The sequence below is a fragment of the Bacillus sp. GS3m_15504 genome (assembly GCF_055825275.1).
The window spans coordinates 2,448,059-2,467,836 of the sequence record NZ_JBVVNL010000001.1 but is presented as its reverse complement, the minus strand read 5'-3'; the positions used below and the strand labels follow the sequence as shown (position 1 = coordinate 2,467,836).

General features: G+C 32.4%; 22 protein-coding genes and 1 pseudogene. 13 read left to right on the top strand and 10 right to left on the bottom strand.

What is annotated here, in order from left to right; translation table 11 throughout:
* Positions 1-83: 83 nt before the first annotated feature.
* A complete protein-coding gene (locus AC0L0O_RS13035; RefSeq protein WP_000054645.1) occupies positions 84-866 on the bottom strand; it encodes an arginase family protein in 783 nt (260 codons plus the stop codon).
* Between the two features lie 317 nt (positions 867-1,183).
* On the opposite strand from AC0L0O_RS13035, the gene AC0L0O_RS13030 reads away from it, so the two are divergent.
* Both AC0L0O_RS13030 and AC0L0O_RS13025 read left to right on the top strand, forming a co-directional pair.
* The gene (locus AC0L0O_RS13030) at positions 1,184-1,957 is read left to right on the top strand and encodes a Cof-type HAD-IIB family hydrolase (protein ID WP_000720256.1); all 774 of its coding nucleotides are present in this window, start codon (positions 1,184-1,186) and stop codon (positions 1,955-1,957) included.
* A gap of 98 nt (positions 1,958-2,055) precedes the next feature.
* Positions 2,056-2,661, top strand: coding sequence for a PRK06770 family protein (locus AC0L0O_RS13025; RefSeq protein WP_000846585.1), 606 nt, complete (start codon positions 2,056-2,058; stop codon positions 2,659-2,661).
* On the opposite strand, the pseudogene AC0L0O_RS13020 reads toward AC0L0O_RS13025, so the two are convergent.
* Positions 2,658-3,089 (bottom strand): annotated as a pseudogene (locus AC0L0O_RS13020) (glycosyltransferase family 2 protein); the annotation flags it as partial. The gene AC0L0O_RS13025 and the pseudogene AC0L0O_RS13020 overlap by 4 nt on opposite strands.
* A gap of 234 nt (positions 3,090-3,323) precedes the next feature.
* Between AC0L0O_RS13020 and AC0L0O_RS13015 the strand changes: the two are divergent.
* Positions 3,324-3,491 carry a hypothetical protein gene (locus tag AC0L0O_RS13015; RefSeq protein WP_000337733.1) on the top strand — a complete coding sequence of 56 codons (168 nt, stop codon included), beginning with the start codon at positions 3,324-3,326 and terminating at the stop codon, positions 3,489-3,491.
* 79 nt (positions 3,492-3,570) lie between these two features.
* Here AC0L0O_RS13015 and AC0L0O_RS13010 read toward each other — a convergent pair whose 3' ends face one another.
* Complete coding sequence (locus AC0L0O_RS13010; RefSeq protein WP_000796382.1) at positions 3,571-4,038, bottom strand: hypothetical protein; 468 nt, start codon at positions 4,036-4,038, stop codon at positions 3,571-3,573.
* Between the two features lie 407 nt (positions 4,039-4,445).
* Positions 4,446-4,730 carry a DUF4183 domain-containing protein gene (locus AC0L0O_RS13005; RefSeq protein ID WP_001123247.1) on the bottom strand — a complete coding sequence of 95 codons (285 nt, stop codon included), beginning with the start codon at positions 4,728-4,730 and terminating at the stop codon, positions 4,446-4,448.
* Between the two features lie 144 nt (positions 4,731-4,874).
* Between AC0L0O_RS13005 and AC0L0O_RS13000 the strand changes: the two genes are divergently transcribed.
* Positions 4,875-5,090 carry a hypothetical protein gene (locus AC0L0O_RS13000; RefSeq protein WP_000269749.1) on the top strand — a complete coding sequence of 72 codons (216 nt, stop codon included), beginning with the start codon at positions 4,875-4,877 and terminating at the stop codon, positions 5,088-5,090.
* Between the two features lie 108 nt (positions 5,091-5,198).
* Here the strand turns inward: AC0L0O_RS13000 and AC0L0O_RS12995 are convergent, their stop codons facing one another.
* The 3 genes from AC0L0O_RS12995 to AC0L0O_RS12985 all read right to left on the bottom strand — a co-directional run bounded on the left by AC0L0O_RS12995 (position 5,199) and on the right by AC0L0O_RS12985 (position 7,537).
* Complete coding sequence (locus AC0L0O_RS12995; protein ID WP_000376553.1) at positions 5,199-5,336, bottom strand: DUF3956 domain-containing protein; 138 nt, start codon at positions 5,334-5,336, stop codon at positions 5,199-5,201.
* 594 nt (positions 5,337-5,930) lie between these two features.
* Positions 5,931-6,242 (bottom strand): hypothetical protein, encoded by a 312-nt coding sequence (locus AC0L0O_RS12990; RefSeq protein WP_000560125.1) that lies wholly within the window; start codon positions 6,240-6,242, stop codon positions 5,931-5,933.
* Between the two features lie 422 nt (positions 6,243-6,664).
* Complete coding sequence (locus tag AC0L0O_RS12985; RefSeq protein ID WP_000425924.1) at positions 6,665-7,537, bottom strand: LysR family transcriptional regulator; 873 nt, start codon at positions 7,535-7,537, stop codon at positions 6,665-6,667.
* A gap of 129 nt (positions 7,538-7,666) precedes the next feature.
* Between AC0L0O_RS12985 and AC0L0O_RS12980 the strand changes: the two genes are divergently transcribed.
* From AC0L0O_RS12980 to AC0L0O_RS12970, 3 genes are all read left to right on the top strand, one after another.
* On the top strand, positions 7,667-8,710 hold the full coding sequence (locus AC0L0O_RS12980) for an aspartate-semialdehyde dehydrogenase (protein ID WP_001290620.1): 1,044 nt from the start codon (positions 7,667-7,669) through the stop codon (positions 8,708-8,710).
* Positions 8,711-8,875: 165 nt separating this feature from the next.
* A complete protein-coding gene (locus tag AC0L0O_RS12975) occupies positions 8,876-10,000 on the top strand; it encodes a C45 family autoproteolytic acyltransferase/hydolase (RefSeq protein ID WP_000285214.1) in 1,125 nt (374 codons plus the stop codon).
* A gap of 53 nt (positions 10,001-10,053) precedes the next feature.
* Positions 10,054-10,317 (top strand): hypothetical protein, encoded by a 264-nt coding sequence (locus AC0L0O_RS12970; protein ID WP_000932119.1) that lies wholly within the window; start codon positions 10,054-10,056, stop codon positions 10,315-10,317.
* A 92-nt stretch (positions 10,318-10,409) separates the two neighbouring features.
* Here AC0L0O_RS12970 and AC0L0O_RS12965 read toward each other — a convergent pair whose 3' ends face one another.
* Positions 10,410-11,312 carry a LysR family transcriptional regulator gene (locus AC0L0O_RS12965; RefSeq protein WP_000614453.1) on the bottom strand — a complete coding sequence of 301 codons (903 nt, stop codon included), beginning with the start codon at positions 11,310-11,312 and terminating at the stop codon, positions 10,410-10,412.
* Positions 11,313-11,464: 152 nt separating this feature from the next.
* Here AC0L0O_RS12965 and AC0L0O_RS12960 point away from each other — a divergent pair, with 152 nt between their 5' ends.
* From AC0L0O_RS12960 to AC0L0O_RS12940, 5 genes are all read left to right on the top strand, one after another.
* Positions 11,465-12,151 (top strand): MOSC domain-containing protein, encoded by a 687-nt coding sequence (locus tag AC0L0O_RS12960; protein WP_473785804.1) that lies wholly within the window; start codon positions 11,465-11,467, stop codon positions 12,149-12,151.
* 261 nt (positions 12,152-12,412) lie between these two features.
* Positions 12,413-13,297, top strand: coding sequence for a GNAT family N-acetyltransferase (locus AC0L0O_RS12955; protein WP_000528691.1), 885 nt, complete (start codon positions 12,413-12,415; stop codon positions 13,295-13,297).
* Between the two features lie 33 nt (positions 13,298-13,330).
* Positions 13,331-13,927: a DUF1349 domain-containing protein gene (locus AC0L0O_RS12950; RefSeq protein WP_000703156.1), complete on the top strand. Its 597-nt coding sequence runs from the start codon at positions 13,331-13,333 to the stop codon at positions 13,925-13,927.
* Positions 13,928-14,148: 221 nt separating this feature from the next.
* Positions 14,149-15,903 carry an ABC transporter ATP-binding protein gene (locus tag AC0L0O_RS12945; protein WP_000834766.1) on the top strand — a complete coding sequence of 585 codons (1,755 nt, stop codon included), beginning with the start codon at positions 14,149-14,151 and terminating at the stop codon, positions 15,901-15,903.
* Positions 15,896-17,692: an ABC transporter ATP-binding protein gene (locus tag AC0L0O_RS12940; protein WP_428888774.1), complete on the top strand. Its 1,797-nt coding sequence runs from the start codon at positions 15,896-15,898 to the stop codon at positions 17,690-17,692. The genes AC0L0O_RS12945 and AC0L0O_RS12940 overlap by 8 nt, the downstream gene beginning before the upstream one ends.
* Before the next feature lie 107 nt (positions 17,693-17,799).
* Here AC0L0O_RS12940 and AC0L0O_RS12935 read toward each other — a convergent pair whose 3' ends face one another.
* Positions 17,800-18,060 carry a hypothetical protein gene (locus AC0L0O_RS12935; protein ID WP_000774126.1) on the bottom strand — a complete coding sequence of 87 codons (261 nt, stop codon included), beginning with the start codon at positions 18,058-18,060 and terminating at the stop codon, positions 17,800-17,802.
* A 235-nt stretch (positions 18,061-18,295) separates the two neighbouring features.
* Between AC0L0O_RS12935 and AC0L0O_RS12930 the strand changes: the two genes are divergently transcribed.
* On the top strand, positions 18,296-19,033 hold the full coding sequence (locus tag AC0L0O_RS12930) for an N-acetylmuramoyl-L-alanine amidase (RefSeq protein WP_000135272.1): 738 nt from the start codon (positions 18,296-18,298) through the stop codon (positions 19,031-19,033).
* A 97-nt stretch (positions 19,034-19,130) separates the two neighbouring features.
* Here AC0L0O_RS12930 and AC0L0O_RS12925 read toward each other — a convergent pair whose 3' ends face one another.
* Positions 19,131-19,715 carry a LysE family translocator gene (locus tag AC0L0O_RS12925; protein ID WP_001121269.1) on the bottom strand — a complete coding sequence of 195 codons (585 nt, stop codon included), beginning with the start codon at positions 19,713-19,715 and terminating at the stop codon, positions 19,131-19,133.
* Positions 19,716-19,778 lie beyond the last annotated feature (63 nt).

The window sequence follows — 19,778 nt, the reverse complement described above, 5'->3', positions numbered from 1 at the left end:
ACCTGTAAGGTACTCGTTCTTTTTATGCGTCAGGCTGTGGAGAAAGTCTTCTTCACAGCCTGTTTTTGTGTCTGAACCTCTTTTTATGCGTATTGAATATGTAAGTTCGTTTTATAAATTGTTTTTAAAATTTGTAAGTTTGCTTGTTCATTTTTCTGAATAGCATTTTTATATTTAGGTAAGAAGAGTTGAGAAGGATAAACTGGGAGTTCACCGCAAATATCAATACCATAGATAGATTTATTCGTAATAAGAGAATGAATAAATTGTAAAAGTATAGATAGCTTCATATGCCCTTGATCCCAATTTGTAATAGTGACTTTTGGATCTAAAACATCCTTATCAATGCTTACATATATTGTTTCTGTATGAATATGTGAAAGTATTGTATGTATCGATACTTCATGTGAGATATCAATTGGAAAAACTTCTACGTATGAACAATCATTAGAATGAATGGTTAGAGAAGAAGGTCCGATAATAATTACTTTCTTTAAATTACCATTATTTCGAAGAGAAAATGATACCCAAGATCCGCAGGAAATAAGAGTCTGTTCATTTGCTTCCTTTAAGTTCATATCAGTATGATGATCAAATAGTATAAGGGTAAAAGGTTTGTCTATTTCTTCTAGTAATAAATAAGATACATAATGATAATTTCCAGAACCTATAAAAGTAACTCCCTTTTTCTTTCTACGATTTAATGCCCTTTTTATATGCATTAAAGAGGAATTTTCGCAATATAGATTGGAGTGTTCTAAATGAGTAAAATCAATATCTTCATATGAATAAGAATGTAGTTTATTTTGTAATAAATACGTATCATCAAAGTTTAAAAATGTTAAACCGTTATGCAATAAACTCATATTTATTCATCTCCTTTAAATATAAGGCTATCATTTATTTTTATAAAATTAAAATGAAATGCTTTGAGTGGAATTAGTATTTAGAAAAGATAGTGTTTTTGACAGAATAATCTTTCAATTCTTAAAGAAAAGAAATACAATATAAGGAAATATGTATGTGCTTCAGGAAATAAAAAATATGCAACAAATGGAAATGATATTTGGAATTAAATTGAGACAAAAAGAAAGTTGAGATTAACTATCCGCAGCAGCGCTGGTGATCCAAAAAATAACCAATATTTCGAATTATTATTTGTGAAAGGAGAATAAAGATAAGTATGAAAAAGATTATTATTTCAGACCTTGATGGGACTTTATTAAGAAGTGATAAAACAATTTCAGAGAAATCTATTAATATTCTAAGGGAATGTAAAAATAATGGAGACGAATTGATTTTTGCTACAGCAAGGCCGCCAAGAGCTATAAAACAATATATTCCCAACGTGTTAAAGAGCGAGATTATTATTTGTTATAACGGAGCTCTAGTTCTTAAAGGTAATAATATTTTATACGAAATGAAGATTTCTAAAAATGACATTTTAGAAATCATAGAAATAGCAAACAAGTATAATCTTCATGAGATTTGTCTTGAAATAGGTGATAAGTTGTATTCAAATTTTGATGTTACTGATTATTTTGGTAATATACCATGTGAAATTATAGATGTAAGAGATTTAGACTTTGAAAAAGCTTCTAAAGCAATTATTTGTACTAATGGCCCAATAAAACAGAAATTTATTAAAGAATTGCCTGATGAATGCAGGGGAGTCATTACAGATGATGGCACATTGTGTCAAATTATGCATGCAGAAGTTTCAAAATGGAATAGTATTCAATATGTTCTACAGCACTTAAATCGAGACGTATCTGAAGTTATTGCCTTTGGAGATGACTACAATGATATGGAAATGATAGAGAAGTGTGGGATTGGTGTAGCAATGAGCAACGCTGTTGAGGAATTAAAGGCAGTCGCTAAATTTATTGCTAAAAGTAACGATGAGGATGGAGTTGCTACATTTCTAGAAAGTAAAAGTTATGTTTATGTTGACTAGTATGAAAAAAATTGTAGTAAGCAGCGAAAAAAGAGATGCTGCATCTGTTTTTGATAAATAGATATTATGAATGAGATATGCGGGAGGAAACAAGCAAAATGAAAACATTCTTTAAAATAATTGGAATTATAGCTGGTATGGCGGTAATCGGAGTAGGTGTAACATATGGCATGCTGTATTATTTGAATAATAGTAAACCAGCTGCTAAAAAGGCATCACCAGCTGCTCCGGCAGCAGAAGTACTAGCTGATAGTAATGTAAAAGCTGAAGATGCAAAGCTTTTAGAAAATGGCAATCATTCACTACCAAATAGCGGTTTTAATAAAAATTTCAAGTGGACAGATGAGAACATACAGACAGCGTTGCATGAAATGGCACATCAAAAAACGAAGGCTGATCAAAAGTGGGGTTATATTTTTATCACGCAAGAACGAATTGAAAGTTTACTTGATATTGTAAAGAGTAATGAGCTAGTACAAGGAAAAACATATGCAGATATTTTAGAAAGATGGAAACAAGGGAAATATGAAAAAATGGACGCGGATCACAACAAGATTTGGAAATTACAAAGTGGAAATTTAGGCGAAGGAAAAGGGGTAATGTCAGAACTGGAACAAAAAGAGTTAATTAATCAAGTGTTTATGCAAAAAGGTACATATTCGGGTAGTCAATTAATTGCAGGTGGGGGACAGACTAATAAATAAGAGATATTGTGGAGGAATCTATCACCGTAGTAAGGGGCGGGTGGATTAGGATGGATTATTATCCCATGATAACGCTGTTTGACTAGCGGAATACCGTATCTCGGATTAGTATAACCGTGAGAAGGTTCATCCACCATCAGAATAGTCCTAATGGAATACATGTTTTTTCCTAAAGCAGCAAGAGAAGAGAAAAAAGCTTCCTTATCAAAACAGCAAAGAAATTCAGTGGTGTTTAAAACCATTTTCCATCCCGAAATTTCTTTTTCTATTTCCATTACTTCTTGATCAACTAATAAGGCATCAAACTCTAATACTTTTGAATCTCGGATTTCCCAATGAGGTGCAAACGATCTATATATTTCTACTTAACAATTAATAGATCCTCGATTAATAAGGATACCGTGATTAAATAGTTTTGTGTGGTGCATTAACGACCAAGGGAGTAGATACTCTTCATTATAAAAATGCGGAATTACAGTTGTATTAATAAAAACACCTTCTTATAAAAGTAGATAAAATATTTTGTTCTATTTATAATATGAGCATTAAAACCCAAAAAGGAAATGTATAATGCATGTCTATATAAATATATGTTTAGTTCATACAAGTGTGTAAAAACACATTTAAATAAAAAATTCATTTTGTAGAAAAGGGGAAAGGATATGTGTACTTATTGGGAAAACGCAGTTAAAGAGTTCTTTAATTTAAGAGGAAAGAACTGGAACGAAATAAAAGAGCAGCTAGCAAAAGCTAACTGCTCCGTAAATAAGAAGAACACAATGGTCATTTGTATTCAACCTTGGTGTATCTATAGTATTAACATGTTTTAGAATTTTTAACAAAAAAACGGGGGAATGAGGGGAGTGAAAGGAAAATACTTTATATAAAGGGTCCTTTTGGCGATTTAATCTATTGATTGCACTCGTGGTAATATTCATCACATGCATCGTTATTATCGTTACAGCAGATACAAAATGTTTTTTGAATAAATAAACTAACTACACTAGTAGGACCTTCCTGCTTTGTAAGAGTAAGACTTTGAAAATCTTCAACTTGAAATATTTTTGTTTGAACGGGTTGTAATGTAGTAGTAATTGGTATGCTAGATCTTCTTGTTAGAATAGTTACTTGAACGGGTGCACTCATACCGACAACGAATAACTGAATTAATGTTTTATTGTGATTGTTGGTGAAATCTTCAAATACTGTTTGTGGAGTGGTATTTAGAAGGTCAATAGATGTAGGTATATTTCCATTTAAATTTTCTCCTGAACCACCAATTGTATGAGTCTCAACAAAACAGTTATTTTTTTGACGGTCCGAATGCGATTGATTTTTATAATACTTTTTACCATCTTTATAAAAGTAATCAGCCATATGAATTTAAAACTCCTTTCTTTTAGATGTCTATATAGTCTATTTAATAGAGCGAAGTAGTGCTTGTACAACATAATAAAATCCGCTCTCGTAATTACTTGAAAATGTTATTTGAAAATTAAAGAGCGCCTTTGGAGGAAGGCGCTTTATGACCAAGACTTATTTAGAAAAAAGGGTTCATATCATATTGTATGTATGGTTTTTAGAGAGGTACAGTTTTATACAAAGATTTGTATTTCGTAACAAGAGGAAAGAGCACCATATAAGTGCTCTTTTTGAGAGTGAGTATAAATACCAATTATTCTATACTAGTATATGCACTGTATTATGTAGTTGCTACTAAAATTAATTTCAGTTTTTAAAATTAGAGGTTTCTTTTAATGAAACCTCTAAAAAGATAACTAAATTTACGTTATTGTAAATTCGATTGCGATAGGAGTTCCTCCATCTAGGACAGCTCCTCCTACAATAGTAGCAGCTGTAGTAGTCACACCAGTAATAGTATCACCTGTTTGAATAACGCCATTAATATAAAGCGTTAAAAAAGCATAAGAAGCAGGGAATGTTGTTACAGCACCAGTGTCATCAGTGAAGTCTGTGTTAGCAAAAGTTAAATCTGCTCCAGCAGCAGTCCCTGTAGCAGCTGTACTTACAAATCGTCTTCCAGCTATAAAAGGCTTAACGATAGGCATTTATGTTCACCTCTTTTTGAGAATAAACTCAGACAAGTTTTTTTGAAAGTCTTGTCCTGTAGTTTATTCTATGTTGTGCTTCTTTTAAAAGATACGGCTTGTATACTAGTAAAAAAGTATAATTCTTATGTGTTTGATTTCTTAATGTGGTCATCACTAGTATTAGACAACGTAATTAAAATAACATGTGTTTGTGTGGGGATAGCAATTATCTACGCTACTTTAAAACCGAGAAAAACCGAAACAAAGACAACTAATTATAGTGCGACTGTTAATGATCCTAATTTAAGTAAAGAAGAAACAGAACAACTCGCTAAAAATGTAGTAGATAATATGAAGAAGGGATTAAATAAATATTAATTAATGTAGGCGCTGCCATCAACTTGGTTAGCGTTTTTTGTTGTTAAGGAAAGATATCGGGAAAATAAAAAAGAGAGCTAATGCTCTCTTTTTTTAGTGGCACGGTAATTAATCACAGATTGGTATTCCAAGCACTCTTAAAGCTAATGCTACTTGAAGAGAAATCTCTAATCTAGCAATTTCGATACCAGCTATTGAAAGAACTAAAAAAGGTTGTCCGTTTACAAACACAACGCAACTATCCATGGTTACGCCTCCTTTCTAACAATCTACTATAATATATGAAGGAAACGTTAATATGTAATAGTTGAACTGATGGATTTAATATAATTAATAGATTAACCTAACCCATTTAAACCGAACAAAAGAACTCAACGAATGGAAAAAGCAAGAATCAAATGATTCCTGCTAGATGGAGATATAAGGTGGATAATCTGATAGTGCTAATAAACTCTGGTGAAATGTAAAAATCTGATTTAAATCCGTTTGGTGTCTTGATTTTTAGTTTCATGATTTCTCTCCTTTAAATTTAGTTTTTACATTGCTATATACGTCTGTTTGATTAAGTGCAGAAACTTGGATGAAATCAGTGTCAGCATTACGGAATAAAGGGCCAGATGTATACGCTTGGTAGCGAGGTTCACAATGACAATCACAGTCGTATTTTTTCCGTCTTCCGTACCTTCTAGATATCGTTTTACTGCTTGTATTTTATCTTTTGAAGAAAATTTAACCATAAAAAATGCACCTCCAATTGTTAATTATGTGTCTAACAATTGGGGTGCACTTCATTTAGAGACAGTCTTTTTAATTACTATAATCTGGTGTTTTTTTCAGTCCCTAAGACATATTCTTTGCCTTTAAGCTGGCATTGAAAAACTTAACAATGTTTCTTTTTACAATGACAACAAATAAAGAAACATTTACAACGACACTTATTTCGCTTAAACTTCCAATCATTATCACAATGGTGTTTATCTTTAGATTTCCACCAATCGTCATCACAATGATGCTTATCTTTAGATTTCCACCAATCGTCATCACAATTGTGCTTATCTTTAGATTTCCACCAATCGTCATCACAATGATGCTTATCTTTAGATTTCCACCAATCATCGCAACAATGATTTTTCTTAGAACTCCAGCAATCATTATTCCAGGACATTCTTTTATACCTCCCTTCCATTAGGGTTCATATTATTCTATGTTTTAGTAAAAAGAATGCTTGTTTATTAACCTATTATTATATTTTTATATAATAGAGAGCTTTCTACTAGATATAGAATTCATACAAACTATGCTAATTTTCAAGAGGTATATGATGTTTTTGTGAGAGCGTATGTATTGGAGGGAATCCTAAAAAAGTGCTAACAAGTTTGCAAACGAACTTGCTAACACCTATTCGAAATAGACATAAATTATCGCTGATATGTCGACTTTGAAAATAGTTTTAATTAATGAAATCACACTTATACGAAAAACTCATAAAAACAGCCTTTATATAAGTAGTATGAAAGAAAACGTGGGTTGATATTCTTCAAAGGATTTCAACTCATGTTTTCTTTCATATTATTTTATACTTTCATTACCTTTAATTGTGAAAGAAACGACTGTACTACAGGGGAGATCCATCTAGATTTATGATAGATTACATGACTTTGAATAACAGAAGGAGTTTCGATAGGGTGAAATCGTATTTGTTCCTTTTGACAATTTTCTTGTACAACGATGTAAGGAAGAATTGAAATTCCTAACTCACACATAACAGATTGTTTAATAACTTCAACGTTGGAAGTTTCAAATGTTTTAGCTGGAATATTCCCGCTTTGACGTAAAAAACGATCTACCATTGGTCTATAACCGCAGCTTTGTTCAGTAAAAATAAACTGAGTTTCCTTTAATAAACAAAACGGATTAGACTGTGTAGAATAATGGGGTGGTAAAATCCATCCAAATGTTTCATTACTAAAAGTACATGTAATAAAATCATTATGTTCTATACTTTCTCCAATTATGAAGACAACGTCTGTTTCTCCTTCATGTAATTTTTGTAATGCTTGTTCATTTGTGTTTGTTTCAAGTACGATATTTACTTTCGGATTTTTCTGTTTGTAAGTACGTAATAGTTGTGGTAAACGATATACTGCTAATGATTCGTTTGATGTAATACTCAATGTACCTTCTAATTGATCGGTATTTTGAGGGATTTCTTGCGCCTTTTCATAAATTGCAAGTAATTCTAAAGCATAAGGATGAAATTGATGACCTGCTTTTGTAAGAAGTACTTTTTTTCCTAACCGATCGAAAAGAGGAATATGTAAATTGTTCTCTAATGCTTTCATATGCGCTGTAACTGTAGATTGCGCATAACCTAATGCATGAGCAGCTTTAGAAAAACTACCATACTTAACAATCGCACAAAATGTTTTAACATGTCTCATTTCCATAAGCAATCCCTCTTTTATTATCATGATTTGTGAATGATTATATCACGTATTTCAATTTTCCAAATGATTAAATTCCTTATAAAATGAAATTGTAGAAATATTTATTCATTTAATATTGGAGGAGAAAAGATGAGTGAAAAGGGCTATCATGTAGCTGTTGTTGGGGCTACGGGTGCAGTAGGTCAGAAAATTATTGAACTGTTAGAAAAAGAAACAAAGTTTAATATAGCTGAAGTTACGTTACTTTCGTCAAAAAGATCGGCTGGTAAGACAGTACAATTTAAAGGGCGAGAGATCATTATACAAGAAGCAAAAATAAATAGCTTTGAAGGGGTAGATATTGCCTTTTTTAGTGCTGGAGGAGAAGTTTCTAGGGAATTTGTAAATCAAGCTGTCTCTAGTGGTGCAATCGTAATTGACAATACTAGTGAATACCGAATGGCACATGATGTACCGCTTGTTGTTCCGGAAGTGAATGCGCACACTTTAAAGGAACATAAAGGGATAATAGCAGTTCCGAATTGTTCAGCATTACAGATGGTAACAGCTCTTCAGCCAATACGAAAAGTATTCGGATTAGAACGAATTATCGTTTCCACTTATCAGGCTGTATCGGGTTCTGGTATTCATGCGATTCAAGAATTAAAAGAACAGGCTAAGTCAATACTTGCAGGTGAAGAAGTGGAGAGTACTATATTACCAGCGAAAAAAGATAAAAAACATTATCCAATTGCATTTAATGTACTCCCTCAAGTAGATATATTCACGGATAATGATTTCACCTTTGAAGAAGTAAAAATGATACAAGAAACGAAGAAAATTTTAGAAGACCCAAACTTGAAAATGGCAGCTACTTGTGTGCGTGTTCCGGTCATATCAGGTCACTCAGAATCGGTTTATATAGAGCTTGAAAAAGAAGCAACTGTTGCAGAAATTAAAGAAGTATTGTTTGATGCACCAGGTGTTATTTTGCAGGATAACCCTAGTGAACAGCTGTATCCAATGCCATTATACGCAGAAGGGAAAATAGATACATTTGTCGGTAGAATTAGAAAAGATCCTGATACACCAAACGGATTCCATCTTTGGATCGTTTCCGATAATTTATTAAAAGGTGCGGCGTGGAACTCGGTGCAAATTGCAGAAACGATGGTGGAAGAGGGAATCATTTAGTATTAAGGAAACTAGGGAACTGTTAAAGATTACAGTTTCCTAGTTTTTATTTTATAACTGTTCGCTTTATTCCAGCCGTATTTAATTTGAGAGACAGTAAAAAACATCAAGAATGAATACAGTTTATTTGGTACGATATGGATAAGTTCAATAAGGGGGAATTAGATGTATCAAGTAAAGGGGTACTTTTCATCGCTAAAAGGAAGTCATTATGAAATCGGTAAGCAACAAGGAGAATTTGTAAAACAACATCCTTACCTTATTCCGCAATTTATACAGAAAGAAAATTTAATATCGCATCAGCATTGGACAGAATCTAGGAACATATTACATAATTATTGTCCAGGAATTAATGAAGAGATTGAAGGGTTTTGTGAAGTATTAAAAATTCCATCTGAAAATATGATGTATTATTATCAAACACTATTAAAAGCAGGTTGTAGCCATTGTGCTGTTTTACCTAAAAAAACAGATTTAAAGCATACTTATGTATTAAGAAACTATGATTTGTCACCAGTAATAGATGATATGCGTTTTTGTTCGACTCATGTTGAAAGTGCATATGCACATAGTGGCTTTTCTACTCAATATTTTGGCCGAACGGAAGGAGTTAACGAGCATGGATTATCTGTTACATTTTCAGCATGTGGTCAACCGGTTGGAAATATGACGGGTTTAAGAAAGCCAGCGGTAAGTGGTTTACAATGTTTTGCGGTCATTAGAGTATTATTGGAGAAATGCAAAAATGTGCAGGAGGCTAAGTCACTAATAGAAGAAATACCAATTGCTAGTAATATGAATCTAATAGTAGCCGACCCTGTAGATGCAGTATGTATTGAAATATTTGATGGATATAAATCAATAATCACAATTGTTGAGGAAAGCCAAGATTTTATCGTATCAACAAACCATGCAATTAGTTTACCTATTCAAAAACTGAATAGTAGAAGATTAGAACAATCTACAAACCGATATCACACATTGTATGAACATTTAAATCGAAATGAACAAGTGAGTATAGAGTCTTTAAAAGGATTAGTACAAAAAGAATATCCTGCCGGGCTGACGGTGCATAATTATGAAGAATGGTTTGGAACTTTACATTCCGTATTATTTGATTTGCATGAATGCACAATGAATATTTGTTTCGGGTCTCCACTTTTAAATGACTGGTACTCGTTGGAGGTTGGAGGGAGTCTTCCTTTTTTTGAGATGAATGTGAACTTTGAAAATAAAACTTATACTGATTTTTGGAGAGAAGAGAATAATAAATTGATTCCAAAAGGGTAAATGGGGTAATATGGTAGCACCGAAGGAGGTTATTTATACTGGAGGGATTACCGATGCTAAATATTTTATTAATGATTGTTTTTATCATTTTTTTAGCCGTTTCCATGTATATTGCGTATCAAAAAAGAAAAAAAGCAGAAATAAAAGGATTGAAGAGTGCATTAACTTCTATTTGTTTCTTTTCACTTGCAATTTTTAATTTGTTCGCATATTGGTTTCAGTTCGGCGGTATGTTGACAGTGCTATTTTCAATCGTATTATTGTTAGTTGGGGCTTATTTTACAAAATATATTCCAATTTCCAAAAAGGTACACTAAAATTTATAGTTAATACTTTATTTCATTATGAAAAGAGATTATTCTACTAGGTCGTTATGAAATGACTTCATAGGATAATCTCTTTTGTTCGTTTAATTTTGTAAAGAATGTACGGTTAGTTTCAATTGTTTAATAAATTCTCGAGTTGCAGCACACATATATTTATCTTTTCTATAAATAAGCCCTATTTCTATTGTTGGAGTAGGATTTTCTATTTTAATAGCTTGAATGTTTTTATTTTGTAGAAAGTCTATATACGGTTTTGGTAAAACTGTAATTCCCATTCCTTTTGAAACCATTTGGATTAAAGATTCCATTGTACTAATTTCTAAAATTGGTTTTGGTTTAAAGTTGAATTTTTGACAATGGGATGTAATTAATTCGGTTAAAAAGAAATTTTTAGGTAAAAGAATTAAAGGGTAATTCTGCAATTCAGCAATAGATACATGATTATGTTCAGCTAATTGATGACCAGTTGGTACGACTATTATAAGTTCACTTTCGTAGAGAGGGGTAGAAATAATTTCTTTATCTTGCACCGGTAGAAATGTAATGCCAATATCTAATTCGTTTTGTAATAATTTTTCACGAATATCTCCTGTGCGAAGTCCTAATACAGAAAGTTCTATATTGGGATATAAGTTATTAAAATTTAAAATAGCTGGTGGTAGTAAGTAATTTACGACGGTTAATAATGATCCAATTGTTAAGGAACCTTGTTGTAATCCGTTTAAATCTTGAATAGCAGAACGGGCTTGTTCAATTTCATGAAAAATTGTTTTACTATGTAATAATAAAATCCTCCCAGCTTCGGTTAAAGATATTTTTTTACCAATTCGATCGAAAAGGGGCATTCCAACTTCATGTTCTAATGAACGTATTTGCTGACTAAGTGAAGGCTGTGAAATATTTAATTTCTCAGCTGCTTTTGTGAAATGCAATTCTTTTGAAACAGCTAAAAAATATTCAAGTTGTCGTAATTCGATTTGGATCACCTCAAGTATAATGATAGGTTTTACCTATTATTATTATATAAATAATTGGATTGAACAATGATTTTTTAGGTTTTATAATCATCTAAAAGAGATAGTAGTGAAAATAAATCGAGTGAGAAAATACATGGAACAATCTTAAAGGAGGAAATAGAATGGCTAATGAATACCAATTATTATCTTTAAATATAGGGTTACCGAAAGAGGTTACATACGGAGGAAAGGTAATTCATACAGGAATAAATAAGAAACAAGTAAAAGAACCGGTGTTTTTATCCTTTGTAAAATTTAATGGAGATGGTCAAGCGGATTTAGTTCATCATGGTGGAGTAGATAAAGCGGTTTGTGTGTATTCGGGAGAACATTATGGATATTGGGAAAAAGAGTTGAATCAAGTACTTGTATATGGAGCATTCGGAGAAAATATAACAATTAGTGGTATGTGTGAAGAGGATGTTTGTATTGGTGATACATTTCAAATTGGAGAAGCAATTGTACAAGTAACGCAGCCAAGGCAACCTTGTTTTAAATTAGCTAAGAAATACAATATCCCGAAGTTACCACTATATTTTCAAGAAACAGCATATACGGGGTTTTATTTTCGCGTATTAAAAGAAGGATGGGTATCACCTGCTGATACATTAAAATTACTGAAGTCGGATCTAAAAGGTGTGACAGTAGCTTTTGCTAATCGTATTATGCATAAGGAAAAACAAAATTTGGAAGGGGTAAAGAGGATCTTAGAAGTACATGCACTTTCTACAAGTTGGAGAAATACATTTGAAAAGCGAATGAGAGGAGAAGAAATGAATACGAAGGAAAGACTAGAAGGGAAAAAATAATAAAAAATATTTTTTTATAAATGGTGCATTTCTATTAGTAAAAACGAATTAGAAAGCGCTATTTTTATATTATAAACTTATTAATATTCAAAAATCTTAATATCTTTTTATTCGACTTATTTTCGAATAGTCGAAACATAAAATTAATTAGACTTTTTTTTTATATTTTATGATAGTATATTGATTGGTAAGACCTATTACTTTAAGAGCAGGTTCTACAACTATATCTAATTTGATGGAATTAACATATGGAGGGACAACATGGGGAATGTTGAAAGTTTTGAAAAACTTCTTTTAGAAGAACCGAAAAGAGAGCAGTTATTTCCTTTATTTGAAGAAGTGTTTGGGATTCCAAGTCAAACATTGCATGATTTTTCAGAGAGAGGCTATTGGGATGATACATATAAAGCGTTATCATTTTTACAAGAAGATAAAGCGATTGCAAACGTTGCGGTATTCTCGTTACCATTGCTAGTGAATGGCGAAAGAATAAATGCAGCAGGCATTCAATCGGTGATGACACACCCTAATTTTCGAAGACAAGGACTCATGAAACAATTAATGAGTAAAATGATAGAAGAAATCGATAAGAAATGTGAATGCACATTATTGTTTACGGAAAAACCTGAACTATATACATCATATGGTTTTAAAGTTGTGCAGGAGTATTTGATGACTATTCCATATGATAAAAAGGATAATAATGATTCCTTACTTAGAGAGCTAGATTATTATATGGAAGAGGATAGAAAGTTAATACATGAAACTATAGATAGTAGCCAAAGACTTTCAAATAATTTTTCAACATTAAACTTCCATCCTTCGTTTTATTTGAATATGTATAATTCGGAATGGAATGAGAAATTGTATTATTCAGAGAAACTAGATGCTCTAATTGTATATGAAGTAGATAATGAAAAGTTGAAATTATATGGGGTGTTTGCACCAGTAATTCCAGTTTTAGATGAAATATGCGGGGAAATCGCTGAAAGATTTACAGAAATCGAATTTTACTTCTCTCCAGATCAATTAGGGGTTGAGGGTGTACAGTTTACAGAATTACAGTCTAGTAAGTATTTAATGGTTCGAAGTAGTAGAGAATTGGATTTGAAAGGTTATAAATTCCCAGTATTAGTAGAATTTTAAATGTGCATACAGATGCTTTATTATGGAGGAACTATGAAAATATCACATATACCAGAACATATTGAGCAACTTACTATAATGAATGTACCTGAATATTATAAGCTTAATAACAATCATGCGTTGATTGTCCGCTCGAAAGCCGAAACAGATTTTTGGCTTAAAACACATTATGGTTTTCAAGTAATGAATGGTCATGTATTTTATACTGAGACGATGACAGACTTTCAAGCTGAAGTTCAATTGCGTATGAATCCAAATTCAAAATTCGATCAAGCCGGTCTCTTTGTTATGATTTCGGAAAAGTGTTGGCTGAAAACTTCATTAGAATATATTCCAGATGGTCCATCTCATTTAGGAGCTGTCGTAACGAATAATGGATATTCCGATTGGTCTACACAAGACTTTCCAACAGAATTAGCTAACGAGCAACTGCGTTTTCGAATTGTTCGTAAACGTGGTGATTATACAATATATGTGAAGAAGATCCACCAATGGGAACAAATAAGAATCGCTCATTTGATGGAGGATATAGGAAATAAGCCTATTAAAATAGGTTTTTACACGTGTAGTCCGTCTAAAAATAATGGATTTGAGACTGAGTTTTTAGAGTTTACAACTGAAAACATATAGATGAAAAACCGTATTCTTTTCATTAAGAATGCGGTTTTTATATGTATATAATAAAAAACACATTTATTGACCGTAAAGTCATTAATGCTTATCATTTAATAATGTTAAATATTAATTTACATAATATAATAGGGATAAGAAAGAAATTACAAACTACAGCACTTAAATAAGGAGGGATATGGGTTATTCGGTGGTAATTTCATGGGAAAAGGAGATTATGTATGAAATCATTTCGTAAATTATTACAGTATTTAAAACCATACATGTTCTTCGCTATTATTGGACCACTATTTATGGTACTTGAGGTTGCGATGGACTTAATTCAACCGACTATTATGCAACATATTATTGATGTTGGGATAGCAAATCGGGATTTGAATTATGTAATAAAAATGGGGCTTCTTATGATAGGAGCTGCAGCACTCGGTTTAGTTGGAGGGCTTGGGTGTATGATGTATTCTACAAAAGCAGCTGTTAATTTCGCTACTGACATACGAAAAGATGTGTTTGCGAAAATAGAAACATTTTCTAGTGAAAATCGTGATTCGTTTGGAACTGGAAAGTTATTAACGATTGTGACAAATGATATTACGTCTATTCAATCGGCAATGACGATGACATTACGTGTTCTTGTTCGTGGTCCTTTGTTATTTATCGGAAGTATAATAATTGTTTTTGTAACAGCGCGCGAGTTATTTCCTATATTACTCGTAGTTGTTCCGATTTTATTGCTTGCGATTATATACATTGCAAGTAGAGCAAGCGGGACATTCAAAAAAGTGCAAGAAGCATTAGATAAAGTGAATACAAAGTTACAAGAAAATTTATCTGGAGTACGTGTTATTAAAGCGTATGTAAGACAAAAATATGAAATCAATCAGTTTGGAAAAGTGAATACAAACTTAACAAAAATAAATATTCGAGCGGTGCAGCTTATTTCCTTAATGATGCCAATCATAATGTTAGTTGTGAACGGTGGGATTGTAGCAACATTGTGGGTTGGCGGAGAAAAAGTATTTAATGGAACTCTTCAAGTAGGGGCTATATTAGCGTTTATAAATTATTTGAATATCATTTTAATGTCACTTATGTCTATCAGTATGGTATTTATGCAAATCGCGCGAGCATTTCCGTCTGCGGATCGAGTACAGCAAGTTTTAAATACTGACGTTGATATTACGACCCCAAAAAATGCGCTTGCACCTAAGCGAATTGAGGGACAAATTGACTTTAAAAATGTTAGTTATAGTTATACGAAAAATAATGAATATGTTTTAAAAGATATTTCATTTCGCATAGGTAAAGGTGAAAAAGTAGGGGTTATCGGTTCTACAGGAAGTGGTAAATCTACTTTAGCAAAATTGTTACCACGCTTATACGATGTTGATCAAGGTGAAATATGTATTGATGGAATAAATGTTAAGGCATACGATTTACAAAAACTTCGTGGTTCAATCGGGTTTGTACCTCAAAAGGCATTGTTGTTTTCAGGTAGTATAGAAGAGAACTTACGTTATGGAAAAGAAGATGCAACGAAGGAAGAGCTGGAAGTGGCGGCTTCATCAGCTTGTGCGACTGAGTTTATTAACAAGCTAGAAGATTCTTATCAATATCATTTAACACAAGGTGCGACGAATTTATCAGGTGGACAAAAACAACGTGTATCCATTGCGAGGGCGCTTGTGAGAAAGCCATCTATTCTTGTATTAGATGATTCTACATCAGCAGTTGATGCTAAATCAGAATCTAACATTCAATCAGCATTAAGGAGAGAATATAAAGGAACAACAACATTATTAATTGCCTCTAAAATCTCATCAATAATAGATGCTGATAAAATTCTCGTTTTAGATAACGGTGAATTAGTTGGTGATGGTACACATGAAGAACTGTTAGAACAATGTGAGGTTTATCAAGAAATCTATCTTTCCCAAGGTGGCAATTTACATAAAGAAGGTGGGAAAGAACATGCGTAATTTTCAAGGACAATTTGCTAATAAAGGTGGGCGTAATGCGCCAAAGATAGATAAGGCTAAAAATACGAAAGGTACTGTAATGAGAGTATGGAACTATATGGGCTATCAAAAGGCTGCTCTTACGTTCGTTATATTTTTAGTACTTGTTACGACGTTACTTGGGTTATTAGGGCCGTATTTAATGGGAGTAATTATCGATCAATATATTGTACCAAAGGATGTAAGTGGTACAGCGAGAATGTGTTTGTTACTTATCGCGATTTATGGTGTAACAGTATTATTAACTTGGTTACAAACATTTGTAATGGTCAATGTTGCATTAAAAACGATACAAAAAATAAGACAAGATATTTTTAAGAAAATCCAAACGCTTTCTTTACGGTTCTTTGATGTACGTTCTCAAGGAGATTTAATGAGTCGTGTGACAAATGATATAGATAATTTGAATCAAGCGTTGACACAAAGTGTTGTACAGATTATTTCATCAGCGCTAACTTTTATTGGTGTGACAATTGCGATGTTCGCATTAGATTGGATTTTAGCAATTGTTACTTTAATTACGGTACCTATTATGTTTTTCGTTACAAAAAAACTAGTGGCTTATAGTGGTAAAAACTTTGCAAAGCGTCAAAAAGATTTAGGAGAATTAAATGGATTTATTGAGGAAGCTATAACAGGAGCGGATGTTACAACGTTATATGGGAAAGAAAAAGAAACCGTACAGAAATTCAATAAAATTAATGAACAACTAAGAGTTTCAGCAACGAAGGCGGATACATTTTCAGCTTTTATTTTTCCGAGTATGAACTTTATTAACAACTTAGGTATGGGACTTGTAATTGGGACTGGATCAGTAATGGTTTTAAATGGAATGACAACAGTAGGTGTCATTGCGGCTTTTATTAATTATTCTCGTCAGTTCTCAAGACCACTCAGTCAATTCGCAACTTTAATGAATACGATTCAAGCGGCAGTTGCTGGTGGGGAACGTGTCTTTGAAATTATGGATGAAGTACCGGAAATCAAAAATAAAAAAGATGCATTCGTAATACAAAATTTACATGGACATGTTGCACTCGAGAATGTTTCATTTGGATATGAGGAAAATAAAACGATTTTAAAAGAAGTGAGTCTTAAAGCGCGGCCAGGGGAGACAATTGCTTTAGTAGGTCCAACTGGATCGGGCAAAACAACAATCATTAATTTGCTAACGCGCTTTTACGATGTACAGCAAGGGCAAATTTATATTGATGAAAAAAATATTAAAGAATATGATTTGAACTCGTTGCGAAGTAAAATAGGAGTAGTCTTACAAGATACGTATTTATTTGCTGGGTCAATTATGGATAATATACGTTATGGTCGATTAGATGCGAGTGATGAAGAAGTAATCAATGCAGCTAAGGCAGCATCTGCACATTCTTTTATAAAACATTTACCGAATCAATATGAAACAAAAATAGCCACAGAAGGATCAAATTTAAGTCAAGGACAGAAACAACTTCTTGCAATTGCAAGGGCAATTTTAGCAGATACAGATATATTAATTCTCGACGAAGCAACATCTAATATCGATACGAGAACAGAATTACAAATACAAGAAGGACTAAACAATTTAATGAGAGGTCGAACAAGTTTCGTAATCGCTCATCGACTGAAGACGATTGAAAAAGCAAATCAAATCCTTGTTATAAAAGATGGAAGCATTTTAGAAAAAGGGAATCATGAATCTCTCATGGAAGATAGAGGATTTTACTTTGACCTGTATACGAGTCAGTTTAAAATTTAATAAGAACTTTGATATAGTGCGGTTTCTCTAGAAAGGAGAAACCGCATTTTTATATTTGTAAAGATAATTAGAGCTATAGAGTTAAAAATTTTTAGATGTTCGAATTATTAGAAGAAACTAGCGAATTCAGTGACAGATAGAAGGATTAATTTACGTGGTATTGTAATAATCTCAAGAGCCATCTGTGCTGAATAGAGAAGTACTGGAGTTAACTCTAAAGCGTGGGTTAATAATAAAATAAAGCATGTTAGGATTGCGAAGCTCCCCAAAAAGAAACTTTTTGAAGTGTTGCGGAAATCTTTTATTAAGGAAAAGAATGAAAAAAATACCGTAATAACGAGAATCAAAAATTTATATTTATCAGCCATTGAAACCCTCCTAAAGAACAATAACTTATATTATAGCGTATTTTTCTGTATTATTATAAAAAGATTTTAACATGAATAATAAAAAGTGGATGCCGCAATTTAAAGTATTATTTTTGATTTTTTCATTTAAAAAATAGATTAGCGCCCTATTTATTATTTGCAAGTGTTGTACTGGATATTTGACCGGACAATAAGACGAGCTTTGAATATGTTAATAAAAAGGGGGTGTTGAAAAATGGCTAGATATAGTTTACATGCAGGTCATAACAGCATTGTACAAGGCGCGAATTATGGGAATCGGAAAGAACACATTATGGATCGCCAAGTTAAGGATGCAGTTGTTGCTAAATTAAGAGCATTAGGGCATACAGTTTATGATGATACTGATGAAGTAGGGACAACGCAGGCACAAAATTTAAATAACATCGTATCAAAAACAAACTCACATGATGTAGACTTAGTAGTTTCATTTCACTTAAACTCATATGATACGAGAGCAAATGGTGTTGAAGTACTTTACTATGATCAACAAGCTTTATCAGCAAAGATAGCAGCACAACTTTCAAAAGATATTGGCTGGTCAAATCGTGGTGCAAAGGAACGAAAAGACCTTTATGTGTTATCGAATACGAAAGCACCTGCAATCTTAATTGAACTTGGATTTATCGATAATGAAGCAGATATGGCAAAATGGAATCCAGATAAGATTGCAAATTCAATTGTTTATGCATTAACTGGGCAATCTGGTGGGACAACTCCGCCATCTAAACAAAATATTATCCAATCAGGCGCTTTTTCACCTTATGAAACACCTGATGTAATGGGAGCATTAACGTCCCTAAAAATGACAGCTAACTTCATCTTACAATCTGATGGTCTAACATATTTTATCTCTGAACCAACTTCAGATGCGCAACTTAAGGGAATGACGGATTACCTTGATCGTAGAGGCTGGTGGTATGAAGTTAAGTAAAGGTTTTAGTTTAGTGAAACAGAATATTTAAAAATCATTCCGCCCAAAAAAAGAGGATACTTTTAATGAGTAATCCTCTTTTTGAAATTAAAGAAATTTAAGTGATTACAATTGAAATTGCACTACAAACTAATAAAACGGCCATAATGATGTTAAATGATTTAGTATGTTTTAATAATAGTTTTTGAAAAATGGAACCAAATAAGCTCCAACTACATGTACTCATTAATCCAACTACACCGAGAAATAATGAAAAAAGTAGATAACTTGAATATGAATTGTAATAAGGGAGAATAAAAGTTGATACTACGGTTAGTCCGAATAGTATCCCTTTAGGGTTAATAAACTGAAGGAGAATCCCTACTGTAAATAAATTTTTATTATATTTTTCATCGGGATCTGTGCTAGTTTTACTTGTAAGTATTTTAAAAGCTAAATAGAGCATATAAGCTACACCTAAAATTTTTAATGGAAATTCAATTATGGGTAGAACTTTAATTAGGAAAATATTAAAGAAGCTACATAAGGAAGTGAGGATGAAAAACCCGAAAGCTACTCCAAAGCAAAATTGCATACTCTTTTTTAAACCATGTTGATTAGCGTATGTCATCGCTAAAAAATTGTTAGGTCCGGGTGTGAAGCTACTTATAAAAACAAATAACAAAAAAGAAAATATAGGCATTTCAAAACCCCCTAATTATTTTGTATGTTATAATGACCGAAAAGAACAATATAACGTGTGCTT